The organism is Paenibacillus sp. MB22_1, assembly GCF_047200555.1.
Taxonomy (GTDB): domain Bacteria; phylum Bacillota; class Bacilli; order Paenibacillales; family Paenibacillaceae; genus Fontibacillus; species Fontibacillus phoenicis.
Genome location: NZ_JBLADV010000002.1, coordinates 737497 through 759377, shown reverse-complemented (window position 1 = coordinate 759377; position 21881 = coordinate 737497). Strand labels below are relative to the sequence as shown.

General features: G+C 48.2%; 25 protein-coding genes. 24 read left to right on the top strand and 1 reads right to left on the bottom strand.

Annotation, left to right across the window (positions count from 1 at the left end; all coding sequences use genetic code 11):
- Positions 1 to 8 precede the first annotated feature (8 nt).
- The 8 genes from ACL02P_RS15300 (at position 9) to ACL02P_RS15265 (ending at position 9360) form a co-directional block, all read left to right on the top strand.
- Positions 9 to 761 (top strand): hypothetical protein, encoded by a 753-nt coding sequence (locus ACL02P_RS15300; protein WP_412837622.1) that lies wholly within the window; start codon positions 9 to 11, stop codon positions 759 to 761.
- Between the two features lie 69 nt (positions 762 to 830).
- Positions 831 to 1382, top strand: coding sequence for a hypothetical protein (locus tag ACL02P_RS15295; RefSeq protein WP_412837621.1), 552 nt, complete (start codon positions 831 to 833; stop codon positions 1380 to 1382).
- 65 nt (positions 1383 to 1447) lie between these two features.
- Positions 1448 to 1612, top strand: coding sequence for a hypothetical protein (locus tag ACL02P_RS15290; protein ID WP_412837620.1), 165 nt, complete (start codon positions 1448 to 1450; stop codon positions 1610 to 1612).
- 416 nt (positions 1613 to 2028) lie between these two features.
- The gene (locus ACL02P_RS15285; RefSeq protein ID WP_412837619.1) at positions 2029 to 3504 is read left to right on the top strand and encodes a hypothetical protein; all 1476 of its coding nucleotides are present in this window, start codon (positions 2029 to 2031) and stop codon (positions 3502 to 3504) included.
- 14 nt (positions 3505 to 3518) lie between these two features.
- Entirely contained in the window at positions 3519 to 3911 is a 393-nt protein-coding gene (locus ACL02P_RS15280; RefSeq protein WP_412837618.1) for a lytic transglycosylase domain-containing protein, read from the top strand.
- A 10-nt stretch (positions 3912 to 3921) separates the two neighbouring features.
- The gene (locus ACL02P_RS15275; RefSeq protein WP_412837617.1) at positions 3922 to 8157 is read left to right on the top strand and encodes an LPD38 domain-containing protein; all 4236 of its coding nucleotides are present in this window, start codon (positions 3922 to 3924) and stop codon (positions 8155 to 8157) included.
- A gap of 58 nt (positions 8158 to 8215) precedes the next feature.
- Positions 8216 to 8638 carry a holin family protein gene (locus tag ACL02P_RS15270; RefSeq protein WP_412837616.1) on the top strand — a complete coding sequence of 141 codons (423 nt, stop codon included), beginning with the start codon at positions 8216 to 8218 and terminating at the stop codon, positions 8636 to 8638.
- Complete coding sequence (locus tag ACL02P_RS15265; protein WP_412837615.1) at positions 8638 to 9360, top strand: N-acetylmuramoyl-L-alanine amidase; 723 nt, start codon at positions 8638 to 8640, stop codon at positions 9358 to 9360. Before ACL02P_RS15270 ends, ACL02P_RS15265 begins: the two co-directional genes overlap by 1 nt.
- A gap of 80 nt (positions 9361 to 9440) precedes the next feature.
- Here ACL02P_RS15265 and ACL02P_RS15260 read toward each other — a convergent pair whose 3' ends face one another.
- The gene (locus ACL02P_RS15260; RefSeq protein WP_412837614.1) at positions 9441 to 9875 is read right to left on the bottom strand and encodes a hypothetical protein; all 435 of its coding nucleotides are present in this window, start codon (positions 9873 to 9875) and stop codon (positions 9441 to 9443) included.
- 273 nt (positions 9876 to 10148) lie between these two features.
- Between ACL02P_RS15260 and ACL02P_RS15255 the strand changes: the two genes are divergently transcribed.
- The 16 genes from ACL02P_RS15255 to ACL02P_RS15180 all read left to right on the top strand — a co-directional run bounded on the left by ACL02P_RS15255 (position 10149) and on the right by ACL02P_RS15180 (position 21865).
- A complete protein-coding gene (locus ACL02P_RS15255) occupies positions 10149 to 11099 on the top strand; it encodes a helicase-related protein (RefSeq protein ID WP_412837613.1) in 951 nt (316 codons plus the stop codon).
- A 1-nt stretch (position 11100) separates the two neighbouring features.
- Entirely contained in the window at positions 11101 to 12333 is a 1233-nt protein-coding gene (locus ACL02P_RS15250) for a hypothetical protein (protein ID WP_412837612.1), read from the top strand.
- Positions 12334 to 12450: 117 nt separating this feature from the next.
- On the top strand, positions 12451 to 12870 hold the full coding sequence (locus tag ACL02P_RS15245) for a TIGR03826 family flagellar region protein (protein ID WP_036645386.1): 420 nt from the start codon (positions 12451 to 12453) through the stop codon (positions 12868 to 12870).
- Between the two features lie 130 nt (positions 12871 to 13000).
- On the top strand, positions 13001 to 13288 hold the full coding sequence (gene flgM, locus ACL02P_RS15240) for a flagellar biosynthesis anti-sigma factor FlgM (protein ID WP_009225335.1): 288 nt from the start codon (positions 13001 to 13003) through the stop codon (positions 13286 to 13288).
- Between the two features lie 9 nt (positions 13289 to 13297).
- Positions 13298 to 13798 (top strand): flagellar protein FlgN, encoded by a 501-nt coding sequence (locus ACL02P_RS15235; RefSeq protein ID WP_009225336.1) that lies wholly within the window; start codon positions 13298 to 13300, stop codon positions 13796 to 13798.
- A gap of 29 nt (positions 13799 to 13827) precedes the next feature.
- A complete protein-coding gene (gene flgK / locus ACL02P_RS15230; RefSeq protein WP_009225337.1) occupies positions 13828 to 15399 on the top strand; it encodes a flagellar hook-associated protein FlgK in 1572 nt (523 codons plus the stop codon).
- 41 nt (positions 15400 to 15440) lie between these two features.
- Entirely contained in the window at positions 15441 to 16328 is an 888-nt protein-coding gene (gene flgL / locus ACL02P_RS15225) for a flagellar hook-associated protein FlgL (protein ID WP_412837611.1), read from the top strand.
- Between the two features lie 30 nt (positions 16329 to 16358).
- On the top strand, positions 16359 to 16757 hold the full coding sequence (locus ACL02P_RS15220; protein WP_412837610.1) for a DUF6470 family protein: 399 nt from the start codon (positions 16359 to 16361) through the stop codon (positions 16755 to 16757).
- Positions 16754 to 17179, top strand: a complete 426-nt coding sequence (gene fliW / locus ACL02P_RS15215; protein WP_412837609.1) for a flagellar assembly protein FliW — start codon at positions 16754 to 16756, stop codon at positions 17177 to 17179. Before ACL02P_RS15220 ends, fliW begins: the two co-directional genes overlap by 4 nt.
- Positions 17180 to 17419, top strand: coding sequence for a carbon storage regulator CsrA (gene csrA, locus ACL02P_RS15210; RefSeq protein WP_260071076.1), 240 nt, complete (start codon positions 17180 to 17182; stop codon positions 17417 to 17419).
- An 18-nt stretch (positions 17420 to 17437) separates the two neighbouring features.
- Entirely contained in the window at positions 17438 to 17803 is a 366-nt protein-coding gene (locus ACL02P_RS15205) for a flagellar protein FlaG (protein ID WP_412837608.1), read from the top strand.
- An 18-nt stretch (positions 17804 to 17821) separates the two neighbouring features.
- A complete protein-coding gene (gene fliD, locus ACL02P_RS15200) occupies positions 17822 to 19282 on the top strand; it encodes a flagellar filament capping protein FliD (RefSeq protein ID WP_412837607.1) in 1461 nt (486 codons plus the stop codon).
- 168 nt (positions 19283 to 19450) lie between these two features.
- Entirely contained in the window at positions 19451 to 19843 is a 393-nt protein-coding gene (gene fliS, locus ACL02P_RS15195) for a flagellar export chaperone FliS (protein ID WP_412837606.1), read from the top strand.
- The gene (locus ACL02P_RS15190) at positions 19833 to 20243 is read left to right on the top strand and encodes a hypothetical protein (RefSeq protein ID WP_412837605.1); all 411 of its coding nucleotides are present in this window, start codon (positions 19833 to 19835) and stop codon (positions 20241 to 20243) included. The genes fliS and ACL02P_RS15190 overlap by 11 nt, the downstream gene beginning before the upstream one ends.
- 117 nt (positions 20244 to 20360) lie before the next feature.
- A complete protein-coding gene (locus ACL02P_RS15185; protein ID WP_412837604.1) occupies positions 20361 to 21176 on the top strand; it encodes a flagellin in 816 nt (271 codons plus the stop codon).
- Between the two features lie 128 nt (positions 21177 to 21304).
- Positions 21305 to 21865 carry a hypothetical protein gene (locus tag ACL02P_RS15180; protein WP_412837603.1) on the top strand — a complete coding sequence of 187 codons (561 nt, stop codon included), beginning with the start codon at positions 21305 to 21307 and terminating at the stop codon, positions 21863 to 21865.
- Positions 21866 to 21881 lie beyond the last annotated feature (16 nt).

Below are 21881 nucleotides of genomic sequence, written 5' to 3'. Positions count from 1 at the left end.
GATGATAGATGTCAACATGGAGCGACGCCCCGAAGATTCAGGGGCCGCCACAAACCGAGGATGTTTCCGTATTGGTTGATTACGTGAAGAAGCTTGCAAACGTGACGGCTAAGATGGCCAAGGATCTGGAATTCATCTTGAACGGCAATGTGGCGTTCGACAACATCCAAGCGAACGGTATCAAAGCTAATAATATTCAGGCTGGGGCGATCACCACAGAGAAGCTTCAGGCCGGGGCGGTGACGGCGGACAAGATCACGGTGAGCGAGCTGTCAGCTATCACTGCTGATCTGGGACATATTACTGCGGGGCTGATCGAGGCGGTCCAAATCTTCGGATCGTATATCGCTACGTCCATGGGATCATATCCTCGGGCTGAAATGAGCAATACGGAAAATATGTTTCGGGCGGCATCATCGCCAAGCAATAGAATTGAAATGCGGGCTTTAGGTTACCCAAACGCTGTGTCTGATTTGCATTTTATTAATGGGAGCGATGAAGCGTCCATGGGTTTAAGCCCGTCCGCTGGTCTATATTCGAGTGGTAGGAGATTGACATGCGAGTTTACGGATATTTACTTACGAGGTTATTCGGGGGTAAGGGTGCCGAGCTGGAGTGCGTTAAGAGCAGAGGATACCGGAGAAAACTTGCAGAATGCTTTGGACGGACTTGCTATTAACATGACCTTTGATCCTACAACGAGAAACCTAAAGCTCTGGAGCCGAAACGGAAGCCTACTCGCTCAAGTGAATATTCCGTAGATTATTGAAACTTTTTCCTCTTTCTGGCGATAATATAAGTAATAGAGTTTGTCGAAGGAGGATGTAATAGTGAAAAAGTGGTCATATCTCGTAGCTGGTATTTTGATAGGGGCTATGTTGTTTGGCGGGATTCCGGCATTTGCTGATACAGTTAAAGGCATTCTTGGGGCAAAGGTAACCGGTGTGTACACGGTAAAGAAGGCGAACGGCGCGAAGGTTGCGGAAGGGGCAATCTTGAATGGTTCAACTTACGTACCGGTTCGAGCGATTAGTGAAGCCGCGGGGATTCCTTTGACGGTTGATACGAAGGGGAAGGTGATTGTTATGGGCGAAGGCACAAGCGCAACATCAAATGTCCAAGTTGATGAGTTGAACATCAAAAAAAGCGCTGTTTCTCGTGAAATTCAATCCCTGCAAGGAATGGTAATCCTTTATGAAACTGATATCATTCCACGAGCACAAGAAGCGGCAAAAAACACAAAAGGTACCGAATCGGAGGCTACTTACCAAAGTAGACTCGACGAACGAACCAAAGAACTTGAAAAATACAAATCTGATCTCGCTGAAGCACAGAAACAGCTCGCAGAGATTGAGGCTCAGATTGCCGAGTTTCAAAAATAAATAGTGTTCGCAATAAGAGTCCTCTTCGTGGGGACTCTTTTTTATGCCTATGAGGAGGTGCGCTAATGGATAACGTCCAAGTTCGCCAGAATAGATTACTTTATTACGCAGATAAAATGCTTAAAGAGATTCCCGATCTTCTTCGTTCAGAAAATCGTCGTAGTCTTCTAGAACGTGTTTCACCACTTGAAGACAAACGGAAAGAGAAGTTGAAAACATATATGAAATGAAATACTCCTGATCATATTCGTCTCTTCTCTTTTGCAATAATTCGATTTCTTGACTCACTTGTAGCATCGCATTTTTGGAATGGCGGCTGAAAGACTCATCAAAATTAAATCCTGACATGTTCCTCCTTTCTACGAACTTGGACAGGTATATTCTACCAAATAAGCAGATTTGGAACTATAACTAAGGAGGTGACGCCGTATGAAGGGTAAGAAAGAAGTCGGGGCTCGATCTGTTAGTTCGAGTCTAAAATTGTTAACTACTTATAGTATCCTGCTTAGCGAAGTTCCGAGAATTTTCTCATCAGAAAACGATGATAGTCCTCCAAAACAGACTTCGTAACTTGGAGGCTGATCGCTAGCGAGCTTTTGGCAAAGCCCCGACGAGAATAGCTTATCAGATTTCAAGGAGGTGTAACATGGCCACAAATTACGATCTTGGGATTCGGAGTGCACTCAACAGCAAGGGGATCGACAATTCCCGAATCGGATATTCAAACGGGTATGTAACCGTAGATGGCAAGAATTTCATCAAGGCGGACGCTAATAAGAACGGTACGACCTATACTAGCCAGCAGAATTTTAATAACGCCTGGAATAGTAACTTTGGCCAGCCAACAAATCAATCGAACGCCATGGTGCAAGCCGCGAATAGCGTGAAGAGTACGCCGCAGGCGACCTACACACCACCATCGAGCCAAACGGCGGACACCTTGAGTCGAATCAACGACTTCATTAATAAACAGTCACAATTTCAATTCACGGCCCCGACGCCTTTCAGTTATGATCCGCAAAGCGATGCAGCCTATCAAGCTCAACTGGCCGAAGCAAAAAGGAATATCGCCAACCAGCAGGCTGACACGAATGCGTTCCTTCGAGCGAATGGTCAAGGTAAATCATCCTATTCTGAGATGGTGGCAAACCAAGTTGCCGACAGCGCGCTGGGCAGTATCGCGAATAACCTTGTGCCCGCTTTGATGCAACAGGCCTACCAGCGTTATAACGATGAAGCAAATCGGAATCTGCAGGTGCAGCAATTAAACTACGGCATTGGCCAAGACGCAATCGGAAACCTAAGCAGCCTTTACGGTCTGCAGGATAACGAGTATTTCCAGAAGCCAATTACGGAAGCGCAGCTCACCGGGAACTACCTACCGACGGAGGCCCGGCAGCTAATTAACGAAATTCTTGGACTGAAGCAGCAGGCGGAGGCTCCTGGTATCACGGCCCAAGCACGGGCGGGTTTGAGCCAACAGGCGGACGTATTGCGTGGACGATTGCAAGCGCTCGGCATCGATCCGAGTCTGTATGGTTCCGACGTCAGCTACAGTAACGCCAGTCGGGCAAATGCGGGGATCCGAACGCTCGCAGGACAGCAGCTCGATCTGCAGCGTCAAGGGCAAGCCTTCGATCAGAAATTCGCGCAAGAGCAGTTTGCGTATCAGAAGGCCCGCGATGCGATCAGCGATCAACAATGGCGTATGCAATTTGACGAAGCCGTACGGCAAAACGGCTTGAGCTACGGCCTGCAGATGCTGCAGGAACGGAACCAACAGGCGTATCGTGAAGCGCAACTGGCTCTCGCACAGGATGATAATGACCGTCAATGGTACGCCTTGGAGCAACAGTTAGCCTCCTCGGGCGCGCCAGAATACAATGGAATGACCGCAACTCAAGTTCTCGATGCCGCCCGACAACGTTTTGCGGTTCAGACGAATGATGGGCGGACGGTAATTCCGCAAGACCCGACGACTAAGGAGAAGATCTATCAGTATGTCGGCAGCATTGGATTACCGCTTGGCCAAGATGATCAAGTCATGTTGTCCCTTGGGCTAACTGCGCAAGACATCAAGGAATTTGATAAGAAGTATGGAGTGACGGCTTCGGGAAAATAGGAGCCAGCGTAAATGTGCCGTCCAAATACGCTGGCATCATTTCGACGGCAACGAAAAAGTACGGGCTGCCTGACGGTCTTCTCGCTGCCGTAGCAAGCGCGGAGTCAAGCTTTAATCCGAATGCGAGAAACAGCAAGAGCGGCGCTGCGGGGATGTTTCAGTTCATGCCCGCTACTGCGAAAGGGTACGGGATCGACCCCTATAACGTCAATCAGGCTGCTGACGCAGCAGCCAAGATGCTTAGCGGCTTGATCGCTAAATACAATGGGGATCTCGCCAAAGCGCTGGCCGGTTACAACTGGGGCGGTGGTAACGTCGACAAGGCCGTTAAAAAATACGGCAACAACTGGCTCAGTCACGCACCGACCGAGACGCAAAAATACATCCAAAAAATCCTCGGAAAATGAGGTGGGTTAAATGGCCACAAGAGCTGAAGAAATAAGACGCCGCCAACTGGGCGAAGAAGCCCGGCAGCGGATTAGGAGCGGATCGTTGAGACCGTCTGCTCAAACGCAGATGATCAATCCTCGTACAGAGGCGATAAAGAACTATTCTCCTTTTGTTGAGGACGTTCCTATGGCTGATCTGCAACAGCAATTTGGTGCGGTGACGCCGCTTAATCTGATCAATGCGGCACAGGCCAGCGCACCGAAGCAGCAGTCCATAGCAACGAGCCAGCCAACAACTGAATACGATCGTCGTATCGCTGAGATCAATCAGAGCAAAGCGCCTGCTCCGATCAAAGCCTATGCCCGCGGCATGACCTGGCTGACCTACGGTAATCCCGTAGGTCGTTTTGTTTCCCGGGTTGGTCATCAGGCCGATGCGGTTCTATCCGGCGGTAACCCGGCGACGATTCAGCCGGATACCGGAAGTCCTGTTGCCAACAAAGCGGCTGATATTGCGGGATCGGTCTTGTCGGCCTTTGTACCGACGGGGGCTCCAGTTGGAGCCGGTCCGATCGCTGGAACCTATGACGTAGCGGATCGCGTCCTGGCGTCGCCGGCAGCGCAACGTGTGGAACAGGCAGCTGCCCGGCAGTTGGGCAGGGTCGTGCGGCCGCAGACCGCACAGGCAGTCACCCGGGAAGCGCTGCGCGAAGGAGCCGCTGGCGTTATGCAGGGGGCCGCCTTCGGGGCAATGAGCGGCCAGGACGACCGGGGCATTTTGGAATCCGCAGCTGCAGGTGGAGCGATCGGCGGAGTCACCGGAGCGGCGCTGCGGGCGGCCGGCGCAGGATTGTCCAATTTGCTCAAGCGTAACGGCATACCGGAAAGCGAGATCAACGAGATCCTCGCGTTACCGGAAGGCCGCCGGGACGCTCGCATGGCCGCCGCAGTGGAACGCTCCAATCTACCTGCCGGTACGGAGCCCATCGTCAACCCGTACACGTTTGAATTGCCTGAAGCTTCTCCGGCATCGATTCGTGCAGCGGCGAATGCGGCAGAAGGCCGTACGGGACTGCAGGAGATCGACCGCGCCATTAATGAACTGCAGACGCAGTACGAGCAGCGCGTGATCGATGAGTACAAATACCTGAAAGCATCCCGGGATAGCCGGGGTGGTGTGCAACAGGGGAGCCTGCAGCGGAATGCAGCCGGTGATGTAGTCGGCCGCACAGGGCGGATCTCAGAAAATCCATTATGGTATCAGGAGTTTTATCGAAAGAACGGCAGGGTCCCGACAAACCGTGATCTTTATGAGCTTGCCCGGGAACGGGTGGATAACGGTTTTGTCGACGAAGCGGGCAATATGCCGTCATGGCGGGCTGAATCCGGGTATGATGAACAGTTGGCTGGTCTCATAGCCGTGCGTGAAAACCTGCAGAACAGCCTTCGGGAGATTGATCCCGCATTACGTGTGGTTGATCAGCCACTCGTAACAGAGAAGCTTAGGGACGTTCGTCCAAGGGCGCAACAGCAGCCCGTCATTCCCGAAGCTGCTGCACCCCCTATGCCTGAGGTCGATCCAAATGCTCCTCCGGTCTTGCGTCCGGAGCAATTTGAACCGCAGCGAGGGCTGGGGATCACGCCTTTCTCCCGGACTGATCCATACGATTCTCTCCGAACGGATACTCGGTCGCAGCTGGTGAGCCGGCAGAAGCGGGAAGCCCGCGGGCTCACGGTGAACGCTGATAGGCTGTACACCGCATTGGTGGATGATCTCCACCCACTGAACCAACAGGATAAGTTGCTTGAAAAGGTCATGGGCGAAGCGCTGCCGTCGAGTCAGCGGATACATGATCTTGGCCTGGCTTCGCGCGGTGCCGATGTCGTGGCCAAAAGGATCATTACGGACGGACTTGTAGATGCCAATGGCCAAGTTGTGGGCGAATCGCTTAAGAGCATCCTTGCGCCGCTTCGTCCGCTGATGCGACGGAACAAGCATATCTATGTGGACTTTGAAGACTATCTCATCAACAAGCATGCGATTACGCGGTTTGAACGCGGGGAGAAAGTATTCCGTGATGATCTCAACTGGACGCCTGCCTACGGGGCCCAGAAAGTTGCAGAGTATGAGCGGATGTTCCCGCAGTTTAAGGAGATGGCTGATAAGCTTTATAACTTCCAGCGAGAGCTGGCGCAAAAGTGGCTTGTCGATACCGGAATGATCCCGCAGTCGATGCTGGACTCTTGGGTTGAGCAAAATCCTTTCTACGTGCCGAACAAACGGTATTTTTCGGAGTTGGAGAAGACAGGGAAGGGATTCGGGGGCAAAAAGCGCGGATTCGGGAACCAGTCCAATCCGGTTAAGTCTTACCAGAAAGGCGGCTCGCAGCGGCTGATCATCTCGCCGATCGAGGCGATCATCGAGAACGTCGATGCCTACGTCAAATCGGCAAAGCGGAACCAGGTCATGCAGCAGTATGTGCGGAATATCGAACGGGCGCCGGAGGATTTTGAGCCTTGGGCTGAGATCGTCAAGCAGCCGGAGAAGCCAGAGGACATCACGAAGATTGTGCTGGATGAGGGAGGATTGGATGAGCTACTGTTCCGTTTTTCCGCTGACTTCGACAAAGCGATGCAGCGGACGCAGCTCGACAAGGATAACATCGTCCGGGCGCTGGTTGACGGCAATGCGGTCCACGTCAAGATCAAGGACAAGCAGCTGCTGAGCGCGTTGACGGCCCTCGGACCGGAAAGATCACCCTGGATGCTTGATATGGTTGGTAGACTCACGAACACCATGAAGCTGTTGACTACCGGCAGTAACCCGGTGTTTTCGCTGACGCGGAACATTTTCCGAGACATCCCGCAGGCCTATATCGCCAGTAAGACGAGCGATAACCCGATTTCATTTATGGCCGACTTGATTAGTGCTGCACTAGATATCGGACTTAAGCGCGGAGCGTATCGGGACTTCCTGAATATCGGCGGCGGTCACTCCTCCGCAATTGCGGCAGACCGTAACTTGCTCCAGCAAAGTAAAAACGCGGTGCTGCCTCAGTCTGGGCCGGTCAGGGTACACCGAGGCCTTCGGGATTCTTACGAGAATTTCCTGAACGCACTTGAAACTGCGCCGCGACTTTCCGAATTTAAACGGGTGCGTGCGCAGGGGGGAGACTTGCAGGCAGCACTCATGGCCGCGCAAGACATCACAACAAACTTCAAACGGCGTGGGGCGTTATCCGGGGAGATTGACAAGGTTTTCCCATATTTCAACGCTGCGATCCAGGGTTTGGACAAGACCATTCGGACTTATCGGGATGATCCGGTCAAAGCTGTTATCAAGTCAGTATTGGCGATTACATTACCGACCATGGCTTTGTACGCTCTCAACTACGACAATCCAGATTACCAAAAACTGAGCAACCGGACGAAGGATGCCTTCCTTCTTATTCCACGTGGTGATGGTAGATTCATAAAAATTGCCAAGCCACAGGAGCAAGGGACGATATTCAGCGACCTTCCGGAACGACTCATGCGCTTGTTCTTCGAGCAGGACCCGGCGGCTTTCCGGGACTTCGCTGATCGTATCCGTACGACATTCATCCCGCCGGGGCTGCAGGGGATAACTGGGGAGCGTGGGTTCATCGGCGGTCTGCTTGGTGATACAATCCTTGGGCCTGGCGTCGATGTGGTGGCCAATGAATCATGGTCCGGCGCTCCGATCGTTCCGGGTTATTTGCAAAATCTCTCTCCCGGGCTGCAGGCGGATGCCAACACAACCTGGCCGGCGCGGAAGATCGGCGAGCTGACGAATCGATACTTTCCGGGAACTATTCTTGAGGTTAGCCCCAAAAATATTGACTATCTGGTGCGGCAGTACACTGGGTTCATCGGGCAGTTTGGCCAACCGCTGCTGTCGTCCGGCGGGGATGCTGGCTATGCATTGTCTCAGCAAATGACAGCGGACCCGGTATTTTCAAATGACTTGTCGACGGAGTTCTATCATTACAAGGATAAGCTTGACCAGGCGTATGCGGACCGCGATCTGCGCGAACTGCCAGACTGGTACAACGACCCGCTGCGGAAACGGCTGAATAAAATCAGCCAAAACATGTCGGCGGTCCGGAAGGAGATTCGGGCGGTTCAGAGCGACACGAGGCTTTCCAACGCTGAGAAGCGTGTCAAGCTGCGCGAGCTGCAGGAGCGGATAAACCGCATGGCGGAAGCAGGCAGCAGCTTGGCACGTGGTAAGGTGCCCTACTAATTAAACAGTTTTCATATATGCCCTCGGAGCCGATCCGGGGGCTATTACATTTGAGAGGATGATAATGGTGGATAACGTAATCAAAGGCATCATCGCTGTTGGCGGCTCAGCCGCATCATTTCTGTTTGGGGGCTGGTCGTCGTTGCTTAATATCCTACTTGCATTCGTGGTAATCGATTATATTTCCGGGGTGGCCGCTGCGGCCCAGGAAGGTAAACTCAGCAGCCGGATCGGGGGGTGGGGGATCGCCAAAAAGGTGATGATCTTTGCGATTGTTGCCGTTGCCCATCTGGTGGATACGGCTCTTGGTGATGCGCACTTATTCCGGGACGCGGCGATATTCTTCTACCTTTCCAATGAGCTGTTGAGTTTGCTTGAAAATGCAGGCCGGCTGGGGGCACCGATTCCACCGGGCCTGCAAAAGGCGATTGCCATACTGCAAGGTAAAGGCGGAGCAAACGATAAGGAGGCTGAACGATAATGAAAAAGGTATGGATCGATGCCGGCCACGGCGGAAAGGACCCGGGCGCAGCGGCGAATGGATTGAAGGAGAAGGACATCGCGCTCGCGGTGTCCCTGGCGATTAAGGTGAGATTGGAAAGTGCATATGAAGGCGTGCAGGTGATACTCTCCCGCAGCACGGATGTATTTTTGGAGTTGGCAGACCGTACGCAAAAAGCGAATGCTGCCGAGGCGGATCTGCTCGTATCTGTCCACTGCAACGCCGGAGGCGGAGCGGGGGGCTTCGAATCGTTCAGGTATACGAATGCCTCAGCTGCATCTAGGGCATTCCAAAACGTCTTGCATACCGAAATCCTTACCGCGATCAAGCCGTTTGGCGTGATAGATCGGGGGCAGAAGGCGGCCAATCTGCATATGGTCCGGGAGAGCAAAATGCCGGCAGTGCTGACCGAAAACTTGTTTATCGACGTTACCGCTGATGCTGCGAAGCTTAAACGGTCTGACGTAATCGATGCGATCGTGACCGGTCACGTCATCGGGATTGCGAAGTATCTAGGGCTGAAAAAGAAGGAGGCAGGACTGGTGAGCGACAAGGTGACTGTGATCGTAAATGGAAAGAAGGTCGACGATGGGAAGCTGATCGACGGCGTTACTATGGTACCGCTCCGAGCCGTTGGTGAGGCTCTTGGGGCAAAGATTTCCTGGGATAACAAAACGAAGACAGCCACCGTCACAAAATAGATAGTTTACAGATTTACCCATATATCATATACTGGCAGTAGAAATCCGGAAGCACCGGTAGCAAAAGAGCCTCGCTGGCCTTATGGGCTGGCGGGGCTTTTTTCTTTTTCACTGGGCAACCAATACTTATCTCCTGGATCGGACGGGTTGATGTATTTAAAAATGTCTAGACCAAGAAACTTTTCCATGAGGACCGATGATTCCGCTTTGATCAAGCTCCAGGAAAGTGTCATGCTGTAGTGATAGCCCCGGCAAAGGTACTTAGCTTCAATCCCAATCCCGGTATGTTGTTCTTCGTATACCTTAAGGCCATGAAGCCGAAACTTCCTACGAACCTCACGAAGCTCGCCCTCGACCTGTTTAATCGCGTTTTCCAGCAGTGACACATATGGCCTCGGCGTTTTAAATACCTTTTCCGCGATCTTTTTATCCCGTTCAAAAGCCGCCAGGATCAGCGGCAGTATGAGGTAAAGCTTGACGTAAGATGACTCTTCGTTGGTTATTTGTGGCGGCATAAATATCACCTTTCGACTAGGAACGTATGTTCTTATTTTAACCTAAAACAAGCCGGTTATTCAAGAGGTAAAGAAAGGGTCGCCGAAGCGTCGGTAGCCGGATTTCAACAAAGCCTCTGCCCACAATTTGCCCACAATGCGCAAAATTTCGGACTATTTTCGCCTGTTTTAAGGCGTGCAAAGAAGGGCAATGCAAAACGCCGAGATGCCTTGATAATACAGGGTTAAACGTGTTTTAGAGGGCAAGGAAGGGCAATACGATAACAAACCGAGATGGTCTTCCCTCTGCTGCGCTATGCATTGGATAGCGGCGGCCGGGTGCTGGTCGCGACGCCGCGCCGTGATGTCGTGCTGGAGTTGGCGCCGCGGGTGGCGAAGGCTTTTCCCGAGGAGCCGATGGCGGTCTTGTATGGCGGAAGCCCGCAGCGATGGGAGGAGGCGCGGTTGATCTTGGCTACAACCCATCAGCTGATGCGGTTTTACCAGGCCTTTGATTTGGTTGTGATCGACGAGCTGGATGCTTTTCCGTATCACAACGATCCGATGCTGAACTTCGCGGCGGAGGCCGCTTGCAAACCGGAGGGGCGGTTTATTCTCCTCTCTGCGACGCCGCCTGCGCGGATGCGAAGAGAGATCCGGGCGGGGCGGTTACCGCATGCGAAAGTACCGGCAAGGTATCACGGCCACCCGTTGCCGGTTCCTGAAAGAATCACTATGGCGAGCGTGGAGTTGTGCCTTCGCCGCCGCGTGTTGCCCTCAGCACTGCTTCACCCGCTGCGGCATTCCGTTCAGCGCGGGGCGCAGATTTTTCTCTTTGTCACGCGGATTCGCCAAATTGCAACTTTTTCTGAGCTCTTGCGGACTTATTTTCCCGGGATCCGTATTGAAGGGACTTCTTCCACCGATCCGGACCGGAATGAGAAAGTGCGCGCCTTTCGGGAAGGGCGAATTCGCATGCTGGTGACGACAACGATTCTGGAGCGCGGGGTCACCGTACCCAAAAGCGATGTATACATAGTGGATGCGGACAGCGACTTGTTTGATGAAGCCTCATTGGTGCAGATGGCAGGAAGAGCCGGCCGCTCCAAGGACGATCCGAACGGAAAGGTTGTGTTTGCCGCACCGGCGTGGACCAAGTCGCAGCGAGATGCGATTCGGCAAATCCGAATGATGAACGCGGCTGCTTACAAAAACGGCTTTATAAAGGTAAAGGAGGTTCAATAATATGATGAAGTCATCCCAGAGTGTTGCAAGCGGCGGGTTCCGGATACGGAGCCGAAATTGGAGTCGCGTGAAAACATCCCCAAGTCCTATGCAAAATCCCTATGAGCGGCTAGGTGGCAAAGCTTGCCTTGAACAGGCGTACGGTAATGCTTCAATGAGGAAGGTTCCCGAAACGGCACATGGCGTCCATTCTGCGGATGACTTTACCTCGAACGCCTTATCCTCCGGGATGAGCTGGCTGCATGAGGGACGTACCTTTTCCTGGACGAGCTTGCTTTCTCCGCTGCATCAATTGCTTGCACCGCCTGCGATTCCCTGCTTAACCTGCGGCAAAACCATTTCCGAACGCGTCCGAGGTTACCCGGAAATCTGCTTGTCCTGCTATCTTTCGATCCCTTGGATCAAAACCACTCGCTGCCAAATCTGCGGCCGGTCGATAGGCTGCCCGGACTGCACTCGGACAGGACAAGCACCGCGCAGCTTTGTTATGAACCGAAGCGCGGTGATGTACAGCCCATTCATGCGGGAGTGGCTTGCCCAATACAAGTATCGGGGCAATGAAATATATGGGACGGTCCTTGCCAGGATGACAGGAATGGCGTATCGGCGTATGGTGAAGGAAATCAACGAAGCGGCTTCAAGCGGTAATCGCAATGCGATCCCGTTTCGATTCCATGCCGTGACGGCGGTGCCGGTCAGCCATAACCGCATGCAGGAGCGGGGGTTTAATCAAGCAACACGTTTGGCGTATGGCGCTGCGTCTGCCGGGCGTATTCCGTACTTGAACTTGCTGGAACGCACCCGTCACACTGAGAAACAAAGCTTTAAGACCCGCTGGGAACGTCTGCATGATTTACATGATGTTTTTCAGCTAACCGCTCACGCTGCCGACAAATTGTTGGCTGCAGTAAACGAAGTGAAATTGAAGCGAAACTCTTCCTCCTGGGCGTCATCGTGGTTTGGTGCAGTTTCATGGGAGGATTCCTATCCGCCAAAGGTACAAACGATTCCGCAAGTTACAGAGAAGAAACTCCCGCGTTTTCAAGCGGCAGGACTAGATCCTTTTTCCCGAACTCTAACTGAACCTTCACCCGAGCCGATACGTATTCTTCTCGTCGATGATGTCTATACGACGGGGAGTACGTTGGAGGCCTGCTCTCGTGTATTGCACGAATTGGGGGGACAAATCGGGAAACGGATCGAAATTTATTGCTTGACCTGGGCACGTTCCTAACCCTAAATTTTTACAAAATTCTTCAAAATTGTTGATAAAGTTATAGACGAATGACCTAGTCATAAGGTAATCTAACATCAAATGATGTTTTCAAGAAAGGACTGTAAGCGCATGGGGATGGAGCTTGGAAATTGTCCACGCTGCGGGAAACTGTTTGCTAAAAATTTCAGAGACATTTGTCCTTCTTGCATTAAAGATATTGAAGCAGAGTACGAGAAGTGCCTGAAGTATCTGCGTGAGGAGAAGTCTGCGACGATCCAAGAGGTTCATGAAGCGACGGGCGTATCCATTCGGCAAATTACCAAGTTCATCAAAGAGGGGCGCATTTCGATCGCCAATAACCCAAATATGATGTATCCTTGCGAAGTGTGCGGTGTCTTGATTCGTGACGGGAATATGTGCGATTCATGCCGTGCCCGGCTGACTCGGGATTTGAACTCCGCCCTGAAAGAGGACACTTCCAGAAGAAACGAATCGGGAGAAAAGAGCGGAAGTGGGGCTTACAGCGCCATCGACAAATTCCGTAGTCCCCAATGACTAAAACCGTGATTCTTTGGCATAATATTCTTAAACATCCAATGCTTCGCTATTAAAAATAATTTCAGTGCCGCCGATAAACTTAGTAAAGATTATCGGCTTTTTCTATTTGGAAGGAAGGTGAAGCCCTATGAAAATCAATGAAACTGGACGGGTTGGAGCCATCAATAACTATCAACGCCAGATTGATTCGCAACGTAAAGATACAGATAACAAAGCTCGCCGCAAGGATGAGGTCTCGATTTCGGCGGAAGCCAAGGAACTCTTGAAAGCGCAGGAGGTCGGAATCGATCCCGAGCGGGCCGAGCGGATTGAAGAGTTAAAGGCGCAAGTTTCCGCAGGAACCTATCAGGTGGAAGCACGCAAGCTCGCCGACAAGCTTGTCCCTTACTTCAAGTCTTTTCTGAACGAGAAATAGGAGGTTAGTATGTCAGTTCAGCCACTCATCGAAATTCTGAAGCAGATGGATGATCTTCACGCCGAATTGCTTGAAGTCATGGAATTGAAGAAGCAATCCATATTAGGGCGAAGTTATGAAGAACTGGTTCGCGTGATGTCCCGAGAATCGAAATTGGTGAAGGCCATCGAAGAACAGGAAAAACAACTGTTTGCATCCGCACAGACTTTCCTGCAAAGCAAAGGCATCCGATCTCAGCTGGAATTAACGGTATCGGAGCTTCTCCGGCTCGTGTTTGATCCGGAAGAGAAGCGTATGCTGGATGAGGCTAGACGGAAGCTTGGTGAGCGCCTGATGGAACTGAAACGGGTAAACGATCTGAATCAGCAACTAATTCAACAATCGCTCTCTTTTATTGATTTCTCCTTGAATTTGATGATTGGCGGCGAAGACGAAGGCACGACGTACTCCCCTCCATTGGCTCAAGATAAGAAAGCATCGGCAAGAAGCATGTTTGATACGAAGGCATAATCATTCGCAAGGGTAAAGGGGAATAAAAGATGACCTCTACTTTTCATGGGATAGAAACGAGTAAACGAGCGCTTTTTGTAAATACGGTGTCCATGCAGACGCTGGGGCATAACATTGCCAACGCGAACACCGAAGGATATACACGCCAACGGGTGAATCTGACGGAAGCCAATCCGATTTGGGCAATGGGCATGACGAAAAGTGCACAGCCTGGACAATTGGGGACCGGGGTTGAGTATACGAGCATTACGCGGGTGAGAGACACTTTCTTGGACACGCAATTCCGTCGGGAAAATCAGATGCTCGGGTCATGGGAAGTTCTTAATTCGAGCATGACCGCGATTCAAAATATCATTAATGAACCTTCAGGTAACGGGCTTAGCGCTGTTATGGACGATTTCTGGAATTCGTGGGAGACCTTGAACCGGGATCCTTCCTTGCTGAGTGCCCGCGTAGCTGTCGCTGGCGCGGCCAGTAACCTGGTCGATACGTTAAAGCATATTAGTGAATCCTTGAACAACTTGAGAAATGATATAAACACGAATATCGATAAGAAAGTGCTGGAGGCCAACAATATTCTCGATAATATTGCTCGGCTGAACGTGCTGATCCGCGACAATGAGAGCTTTGGGGATCATGCCAACGATTATCGTGACCAGCGGGATTTGCTGTTGGATCAATTGTCGACGATTGTGGATGTTCAATACACCGAAGACGAGAATGGGATGGTGAACATCACCTCGGCGGGGGTTAACGTACTGACGGGTGACACTGTTACGCCGCTGACCGCAGCTAATGCGAACACAGCTACGGCGGGACAATTAAACGGATATGTCAAATCCCTGCAGGAGACGGACTTGATCCGCAACCAATTAAATGGTTTAGTCAGCACCCTGGTGACTGGGGATATCAAAGTTACCTTAAGCAACGGATACGTTACGTCCTCAGATATTGTAGCGTTAAATGATGTTACAGTTGATGGGATGGGCACCGTAGCCGCAGGTACGGTGATCCCGGCCGGCTCCAAGATTACTTCTTCCATGGATGTCATGGTCAAAGGGTTTAATGGATTACATCAACTGGGCTACTCCTTAACGAAGCCAAGCTCTACTGGAATTCCTTTCTTTGTATCCGACAGTGGAACGTTCTCCATTGATGATATTAAAGTCAATCCCGACATTCTAGCAGATACGAATAAAATAGCGGCTTCCTCGCAATACGAGGTGATCAACGGCGTAAATACGACGATTCGGGGGAACAGCGACATTGCGAATGCGATCGCGGGCTTAAGAGATGCGATCTTCAAGTTCCCTGACGCGCTCACCTCGCTTTCCGAGGGTACGACGGACGACTACTTCCGGGCTTTAACGGCCGATCTGGGGATCCGGGCCAGCAATACCGAGCGCAATTATGAGAACGAACGAACGATGACTGACAATTTACAAATTTTGCGTCAATCCGTAAGTGGGGTTTCCATGGACGAAGAATTGGCCGATATGATTCGCTTCCAGCAAGCTTATAATGCAGCGGCCCGGAATATGACGGTGGTGGACGAGATGTTGGATCGCGTCATCAATTCGATGGGACGCGTCGGACTATAGTCCCGATAACGGTCTAAGGTGAGAATGAGGAGGTTCGACCAATGCGAGTAACAGGCATGATGCAGAACTTGCAGCTGCTAAAGAATTTACGAAATATCAATTCATCGCTAACGACCGGCCAACAACAGTTGGCCACCGGCCAAAAAATCAGCAAACCCAGCGATGACCCGATCGGCGTTGGTTATCAGATGCGGTATGATACGGATTTGGCGCGGAGCGAGGAGTTCCTGCTGAACGCACAGACCGGGACGGAAATCCTGAAAACGATGGATTCTTTGTTTCAGCAAGCTAGTGATGTTCTTAAGAGAGCACGTACATTAACCTTGCAGGCAGTCAATGGTACATATGACGCGCAACAGCGCCAGACAATTTCGGCAGAAATTAAGCAGTTAAAGGAACAAATGGTGACGATCGGTAATAGCACCTATAATGGTCGTTACCTATTTAATGGGCAGAAAACAGATCAAGCTCCATATACGGTGGCGGGAGCTGCTGGAGAGACGACGGATCCAGGTTTGTTCTATCTGAATGTAAGCCCCTCTGTAAAAGTGCCAGTTAGTATTACAGGAGAAGTTGTCTTTGGCGCTGCAAATACCGATAACGTGTTTCAAGTATTGGATGATCTCGCCAATGCTCTGGATACTAATAATGTTACTGGGATCACCGCGGCGCTGGACAAGATTGATGATTCGGCAGACCGTCTTTCGATCAGTTGGGCGGAAGTTGGTGCCCGTATGAATCGATTTGCCTTGATGGAGGAGCGGATCTTGGATGACCAAGTTAGTTTGAAGGAACAACGAGCGAATGTTGCCGATGTGGATGTTGCTGCTGCGATTACAGAATTGAAGTCCAAAGAAACTGTACTTCAAGCGGCTCTTTCAACAGGAGCGAGAATTATGCAGACTTCGCTTGTTGATTTCTTGAGATAAAAGGGAATGCCGTTGGTAGAGGAGGGCCTTATGCCAAGTATTCAACCCGTCTTTCCAGCCGACTGGGGGATTTACCGGCCTGCTGAAATAACAATTCGGATGAAATCTGCCGAAATGGAGACCGATTGGACAAGTGTGTTCTATGATATGGAACTGAAACGGCCAATTACAGTTGCGAAAGAATTAGGGCAAGCTGCAATGGAAAAAGCAATTGAGGATGTGGCGATCAAAGCACAAGAGGGCGACCGAATGATGAATATCGCTGTGGGTGAGAAAAATGTGTTTGGGAAAATCGCCCACGATCGATATATGCGAAATGGTCAGAAAGAGATTACTGTTGAAACGATCCCGCACCAAGGCGTATTAATCGATTTTCGCATCTATCCACCTGAAATTACGGTTGATCCGAGAGGGGCACTCCCGAAATGAGACAAGTAGAGAGTTCGATTTATGGAATGTTAGATGTTAAGGAACAGCAAATCTATAGGTTTGAACCGGGAATTGCTGGGCTGCCGGACATTAAGGAATATGCATTGTTTCCCATGGATGGTACTCCTTTCTTCGTTTTACATGCGCTTGAGGAAGAGGTTAATTTTATACTGTTGCCAGCTCATCAGGCAGTTTCGGACTACAGTTTTCAACTTAACGATGAGGTAGTCGAAATGCTCGGGCTAGAGTCGGCTGAGGATGTCGCGGTTATGGTTGTAGTTAACGTCACGCCTGAGCAATTGTTTGTCAATTTATTAGCGCCGATTTTGTTGGCCCCCAATTCTTTAAAAGGATGCCAATATATCATCAAAGATCAAGAATTGCCAATTCGACACCCGCTTTTACAGAAGGAGGGCCCTTAAGTGCTGGTACTCAGAAGGAAGATTGGGGAAGTCGTCATGATTGGCAATGATATTCAAATACAGGTGCTTGGTATTGAGGGAGACCAGATTAAGCTGGGGTTCCTTGCCCCCAAAGAAGTTCAAATCTTACGTAAAGAACTGTACGAAGGGGTTGCTGCAGAAAATTTGGCCGCAAACGAACAGCTTCAAGGGTTACCTCAAGATCAGCTTATTCATTTACTTAAGGAATTCAAAATTTAATATCAGGGTGGTGAGAAGATGAATGTGAATCGTTTAGAATCATTAGGGTTTGAGAAAATTACTTCAACCACAGCCGCCTATAAATTGGGCTCATCTATAAAAGGAATTAGGTTAATAGAGAATCATCAAGTGGATCAACAACAAGATAAATCCAAACAAGAACTTGAAAAAATGCAAGAGCAAATTAAGAAGCTTAATGAGTCTATAGCGGCTTCTGGCAAGGAGCTTCACTTCAAGTATAACGAAGAGGTTAATCAGCTTTATGTGGAAGTGATTGATTCCAAAACGAAGGAAGTTTTATCTAGCTTACCACCTGAATTTTTAATTGAATTATCGAAAAAAATGAAAGAAATGATCGGTTTGTTTATAGATGAGAGATTATAATGTGCGGTGAAAGGGTGAATGATGATGACTATTAGCTTTACAGGCTTAGCCTCAGGTTTTGATTCGGCTTCGTACATAGATGCGATTATGGCCCAGGAGAAGCTCCCGTTAAAGCGACTGGAAACCAAAAAGCAAGTTACAACAGCATATCAAAACGTATTTAAATCACTGAATACCAAGCTTTCTACTTTAAAAGATGCAGCAACAACGCTTTCCGATTTGAATAGTTTTCAAGTCTTTAAGGCAAGTTCTTCGGATACAACGAAGTTGTCCGTTACTGCTGATAGTTCAGCTATGGGCGGAGAATATTCAGTGAATGTAACACAATTGGCTCAAAAACATGTGGTAGCTTCTCAATCATTCGATGCATCTGCGGAATTTAAGTATGCAAATTTTTCAAACACTTTAAAAATAGGTGAATATACAACGACTGATGGAAATGGGGATCCTGTGACAACGGACTCTATAGATCTCACAAAGCTCCAACTTGAGGGGAAAACAGTAGGTGAGGCCTTAAATCTTATTGCCTCGCACATTAATAGTCTAACAGATGGCAAAGTTCAGGCTTCGGTAATCCAAACTGAGGACGGCAAGAGGTCGTTGGTTCTTACTTCAAAGCAGTCGGGAGCAGCTAATAAAATCGATTACGAAACTACTTCTAACTGGCTTTTTAGTGAGAAACAAGAAGCACTGGATGCTAAGATTACGGTTAACGGAATAGAAATTGTCAGTTCGACAAACACGATCAAGGATGCGATTCCTGGCGTCACGTTAACTTTGAGCAACAAAGGTTTATCGACAGTCAATGTGTCTCAAGATGTTGATACGATTACGGGTAAGGTAGAAGCATTCGTAAAAGCTTATAACGATATTATTAATACGATAAAGGAAAATACTCAGAAATCAACAAAGAATAGTGACGGCTCTCTCTCCTTAACATTACAAGGTGACTCAACCATGCGATCCTTGCGGAACCAATTAGCTGATATGATGAATGCCGTCGTAGGGGATACAAAAGGATTCAAACTCCTTTCCGATATTGGACTGGAAGTTGACAAAGGAGTTACGAGTGCGTCCTTGATGACAGGTACGATAACTTTTGATAAAGAGTTGTTTAAGCAAAAACTACAGCAAAATCCAGCAGAAGTTGAAAAAATGTTCACCAGTGAAGCTGTTGCAAATGAGGATAATACAGTAACTGGACAAGACGGTATCGGCACCATGTTTAAAAAAGTTATGAAAGCTTGGACCGATAGTGTTGAAGGCATCATTACTTCAAAAATCAAAGGATACGACTCTGAGATTTCATATCTTACAGAACAAATTCAAAGCATGAATGATCGTTTGGAAATCAAAGAGGCCTCCTTGAAGACGAAGTTTGTTAATTTGGAAGTAGTAATGTCTACGCTAAATAGCCAATCGGATTGGATTTCTTCTCAACTTACGGCATTAACTAAGTCGACTTCCTCGTCATCATAATGTACCTCTGTCAATAGAGTAGTCATCTGAATCGTTTGCAGTTTAAATTCTTTATCGTATTTTTTCGTCATGGTAGCACCTCGAATTTGGATAGATTCATTTTACCCGATTCTCGGTTCTCCATGTCTACTTTTTAGTCTATCAGCATAATAACTGGAGATGATGTCATTGGTATCACCTAACCTTGCAGGCTACCAAGCCTATCAAAAGAATAAATATGAAACCGCCTCCCCCCATCGATTGATTTTAATGTTGTACAATGGGGCGATCCAATTTGCAGGGAAAGCTAAAGATGCGATAGATAAAAAAGATATCGAGAAAACGAATAGTTTCATCCAAAAAACAGAGGATATTATTTACGAATTGATTTCTTCTCTGAATCTTAAAGAAGGAGGAGAATTGGCTTCAAATCTTAATAACTTATATTTATATATGATAGATCGTTTGATAGAGGCGAATATCAAAAAGCTGATTGCTCCTATAGATGAAGTGATCGGGATTCTTGAAGAATTGAGATCCGCTTGGGAAGAAATCGGAAAGAGAGGAACACTTGGATCTTAATTATGTTGAACTGTCTGAACAGCAGAAGACACTCTATTTGAAACTTTTGGATAATTCAAGAAAACAGTTGGCTTATCTCGATGTGTTGGAGGAAGATCTGGTTAACAATTTGACCTCTTTTCTGAATCTACATCAAGAATGGAATCAATGCACACATGAAATTAATAAATTGGACGAAATTCTGCAAGATATGGAACATTTAACAGATCAATTGTGGCGATTGGAGATTCTTCGTGAAGTTGAGACAAATATCGAAAAAGTCAAAACTGTTCTTAAAGTAAATTTTGAGAATACAAGTGTGAATTTACAAAGTGTTCACAACCAACGCAAGGTAATGAATGCCTATTACAGTTTGCAACGTAATGATCAGGTTCCATTGTATGTGGATGAAAAAAAATAGTATTTTTGTCCCACGAAATTAAAAAAAACGCTAAAAAACTATCAGATAATATCCGATATATTAATTAGGCCACAAGGATGTAGCCAATATAAAACCAATCATGGAGGATGATTAGTAATGGGAATGTTTATTAACACGAACGTTGGCGCTATCAACGCTAACCGCAACCTGAACTTCAACAACACGCAAATGAGCAAAACGATGGAAAAACTGTCTTCCGGTTACCGCATCAACCGCGCTGCTGACGATGCTGCTGGTTTGGCAATTTCCGAAAAAATGATTTACCAAATCAACGGTTTGAACCAAGCTCAACGTAACGCTCAAGACGGTATTTCCTTCATTCAAACGGCTGAGGGTGACTTGACTGAGGTTCACTCCATGCTGCAACGTTTGAACACGTTGGCTAACCAAGCTGCTAACGGTACTTATGTACAAGATGATCGTAAGAAAATTCAACTGGAAGTTTCTGAATTGCTTACTGAAATCAACCGTATCACAGATAACTCCAAGTTTAATGGTGTTAACCTGTTGAACACTTCTGCTACAGTTGATTTCCAAATTGGTGTTTCTAAAGCTGAAACCCTTTCGGTTAAATTGTCTAATAACGGAACGACAGCTCTTGGTATTAATGCAATTACCGTTTCTACAGTAACAGATGCGAAAAACGCTATGTCTGCTGTTGCTAAGGCAATTGACACTGTTTCTCAAAACCGTGCTCAACTGGGTGCTTACCAAAACCGTCTGGAGCACACAATTAACTCCCTGGGCGTAACTGCAGAAAACCTTTCTGCTGCAAACTCCCGTATCAAAGATGCTGACATGGCAACTGAAATGACTGCATTCACGAAGAACCAAATTTTGGTTCAAGCTGGTACTGCAATGTTGGCACAAGCTAACTCCGCTCCACAAGCTGTACTTAAACTGTTGGGTTAATTTAATCATTTTATCGTTTAAGCATAAAAAGCTCCCAGAAAATGGGGGCTTTTTTGCTATTCAGTCAATTGACAATAAAGCCGATAAAACCAATAAGAAGTTTAATTTGAATAATGAGGTGCGGATATTTGAAAGCGACAATTGATTGTATCAAGGAGACATTTCTTGAATCAAATTATAACAATATTAATGACTGGTGGAAGGTGGTCACTGATCAAATCTATCAGATGGACCGGCTTATTTATTGTGTGAAGATTGATGATCAAGAACTGTTCAGTGGATATGAGGAATATATTTCAAAATACTATGATCGGATTCGAGAAGTTCATATCGAAACAAAAAGTAAGCTAGATAGTTATTTGGAAACAAAATTAGTTGTTCGGGAATACCTTGAGAAACTTGTACCTGCGTGTCATGAGTTGGCTGACCAATTTTATGGAGGGGTTAATGAAGAGGGGTGGAAATTATTTTCTCAGTTTATTGAAGGATTAGATTGGTTAATTCACGCATTTGAATTTATGCAAGTTTTAAACAGAGACCTTAATCTGAATCCCATTATTAAAGAGCTTCAAGTAATTATTTCTGAGTTGAGTAGCGGGGTACAAAACCAAGATTTGGTTTTAGTTGGTGATTTGATTCAATATGAGATCGTTACAGCCCTGGAGAAGTTCTTAGAGCTTGATATATAAAAAAGGTGGGAAAGTA

Excerpts from the sequence above, each read along its gene's own strand:
- ACL02P_RS15255 (WP_412837613.1), top strand. The coding sequence starts at position 10,149 with ATGGTCTTCCCTCTGCTGCGCTATGCATTGGATAGCGGCGGCCGGGTG.
- flgL (WP_412837611.1), top strand. The coding sequence starts at position 15,441 with ATGCGAGTAACAGGCATGATGCAGAACTTGCAGCTGCTAAAGAATTTA.
- ACL02P_RS15300 (WP_412837622.1), top strand. The coding sequence starts at position 9 with ATGTCAACATGGAGCGACGCCCCGAAGATTCAGGGGCCGCCACAAACC.
- ACL02P_RS15275 (WP_412837617.1), top strand. The coding sequence starts at position 3,922 with ATGGCCACAAGAGCTGAAGAAATAAGACGCCGCCAACTGGGCGAAGAA.
- ACL02P_RS15185 (WP_412837604.1), top strand. The coding sequence starts at position 20,361 with ATGGGAATGTTTATTAACACGAACGTTGGCGCTATCAACGCTAACCGC.
- ACL02P_RS15245 (WP_036645386.1), top strand. The coding sequence starts at position 12,451 with ATGGAGCTTGGAAATTGTCCACGCTGCGGGAAACTGTTTGCTAAAAAT.
- ACL02P_RS15205 (WP_412837608.1), top strand. The coding sequence starts at position 17,438 with ATGAATGTGAATCGTTTAGAATCATTAGGGTTTGAGAAAATTACTTCA.
- ACL02P_RS15290 (WP_412837620.1), top strand. The coding sequence starts at position 1,448 with ATGGATAACGTCCAAGTTCGCCAGAATAGATTACTTTATTACGCAGAT.
- ACL02P_RS15250 (WP_412837612.1), top strand. The coding sequence starts at position 11,101 with ATGATGAAGTCATCCCAGAGTGTTGCAAGCGGCGGGTTCCGGATACGG.
- flgK (WP_009225337.1), top strand. The coding sequence starts at position 13,828 with ATGACCTCTACTTTTCATGGGATAGAAACGAGTAAACGAGCGCTTTTT.
- ACL02P_RS15235 (WP_009225336.1), top strand. The coding sequence starts at position 13,298 with ATGTCAGTTCAGCCACTCATCGAAATTCTGAAGCAGATGGATGATCTT.
- ACL02P_RS15265 (WP_412837615.1), top strand. The coding sequence starts at position 8,638 with ATGAAAAAGGTATGGATCGATGCCGGCCACGGCGGAAAGGACCCGGGC.
- ACL02P_RS15260 (WP_412837614.1), bottom strand. The coding sequence starts at position 9,875 with ATGCCGCCACAAATAACCAACGAAGAGTCATCTTACGTCAAGCTTTAC.
- fliW (WP_412837609.1), top strand. The coding sequence starts at position 16,754 with ATGAGACAAGTAGAGAGTTCGATTTATGGAATGTTAGATGTTAAGGAA.
- flgM (WP_009225335.1), top strand. The coding sequence starts at position 13,001 with ATGAAAATCAATGAAACTGGACGGGTTGGAGCCATCAATAACTATCAA.
- ACL02P_RS15285 (WP_412837619.1), top strand. The coding sequence starts at position 2,029 with ATGGCCACAAATTACGATCTTGGGATTCGGAGTGCACTCAACAGCAAG.
- fliD (WP_412837607.1), top strand. The coding sequence starts at position 17,822 with ATGATGATGACTATTAGCTTTACAGGCTTAGCCTCAGGTTTTGATTCG.
- ACL02P_RS15270 (WP_412837616.1), top strand. The coding sequence starts at position 8,216 with ATGATAATGGTGGATAACGTAATCAAAGGCATCATCGCTGTTGGCGGC.
- ACL02P_RS15220 (WP_412837610.1), top strand. The coding sequence starts at position 16,359 with ATGCCAAGTATTCAACCCGTCTTTCCAGCCGACTGGGGGATTTACCGG.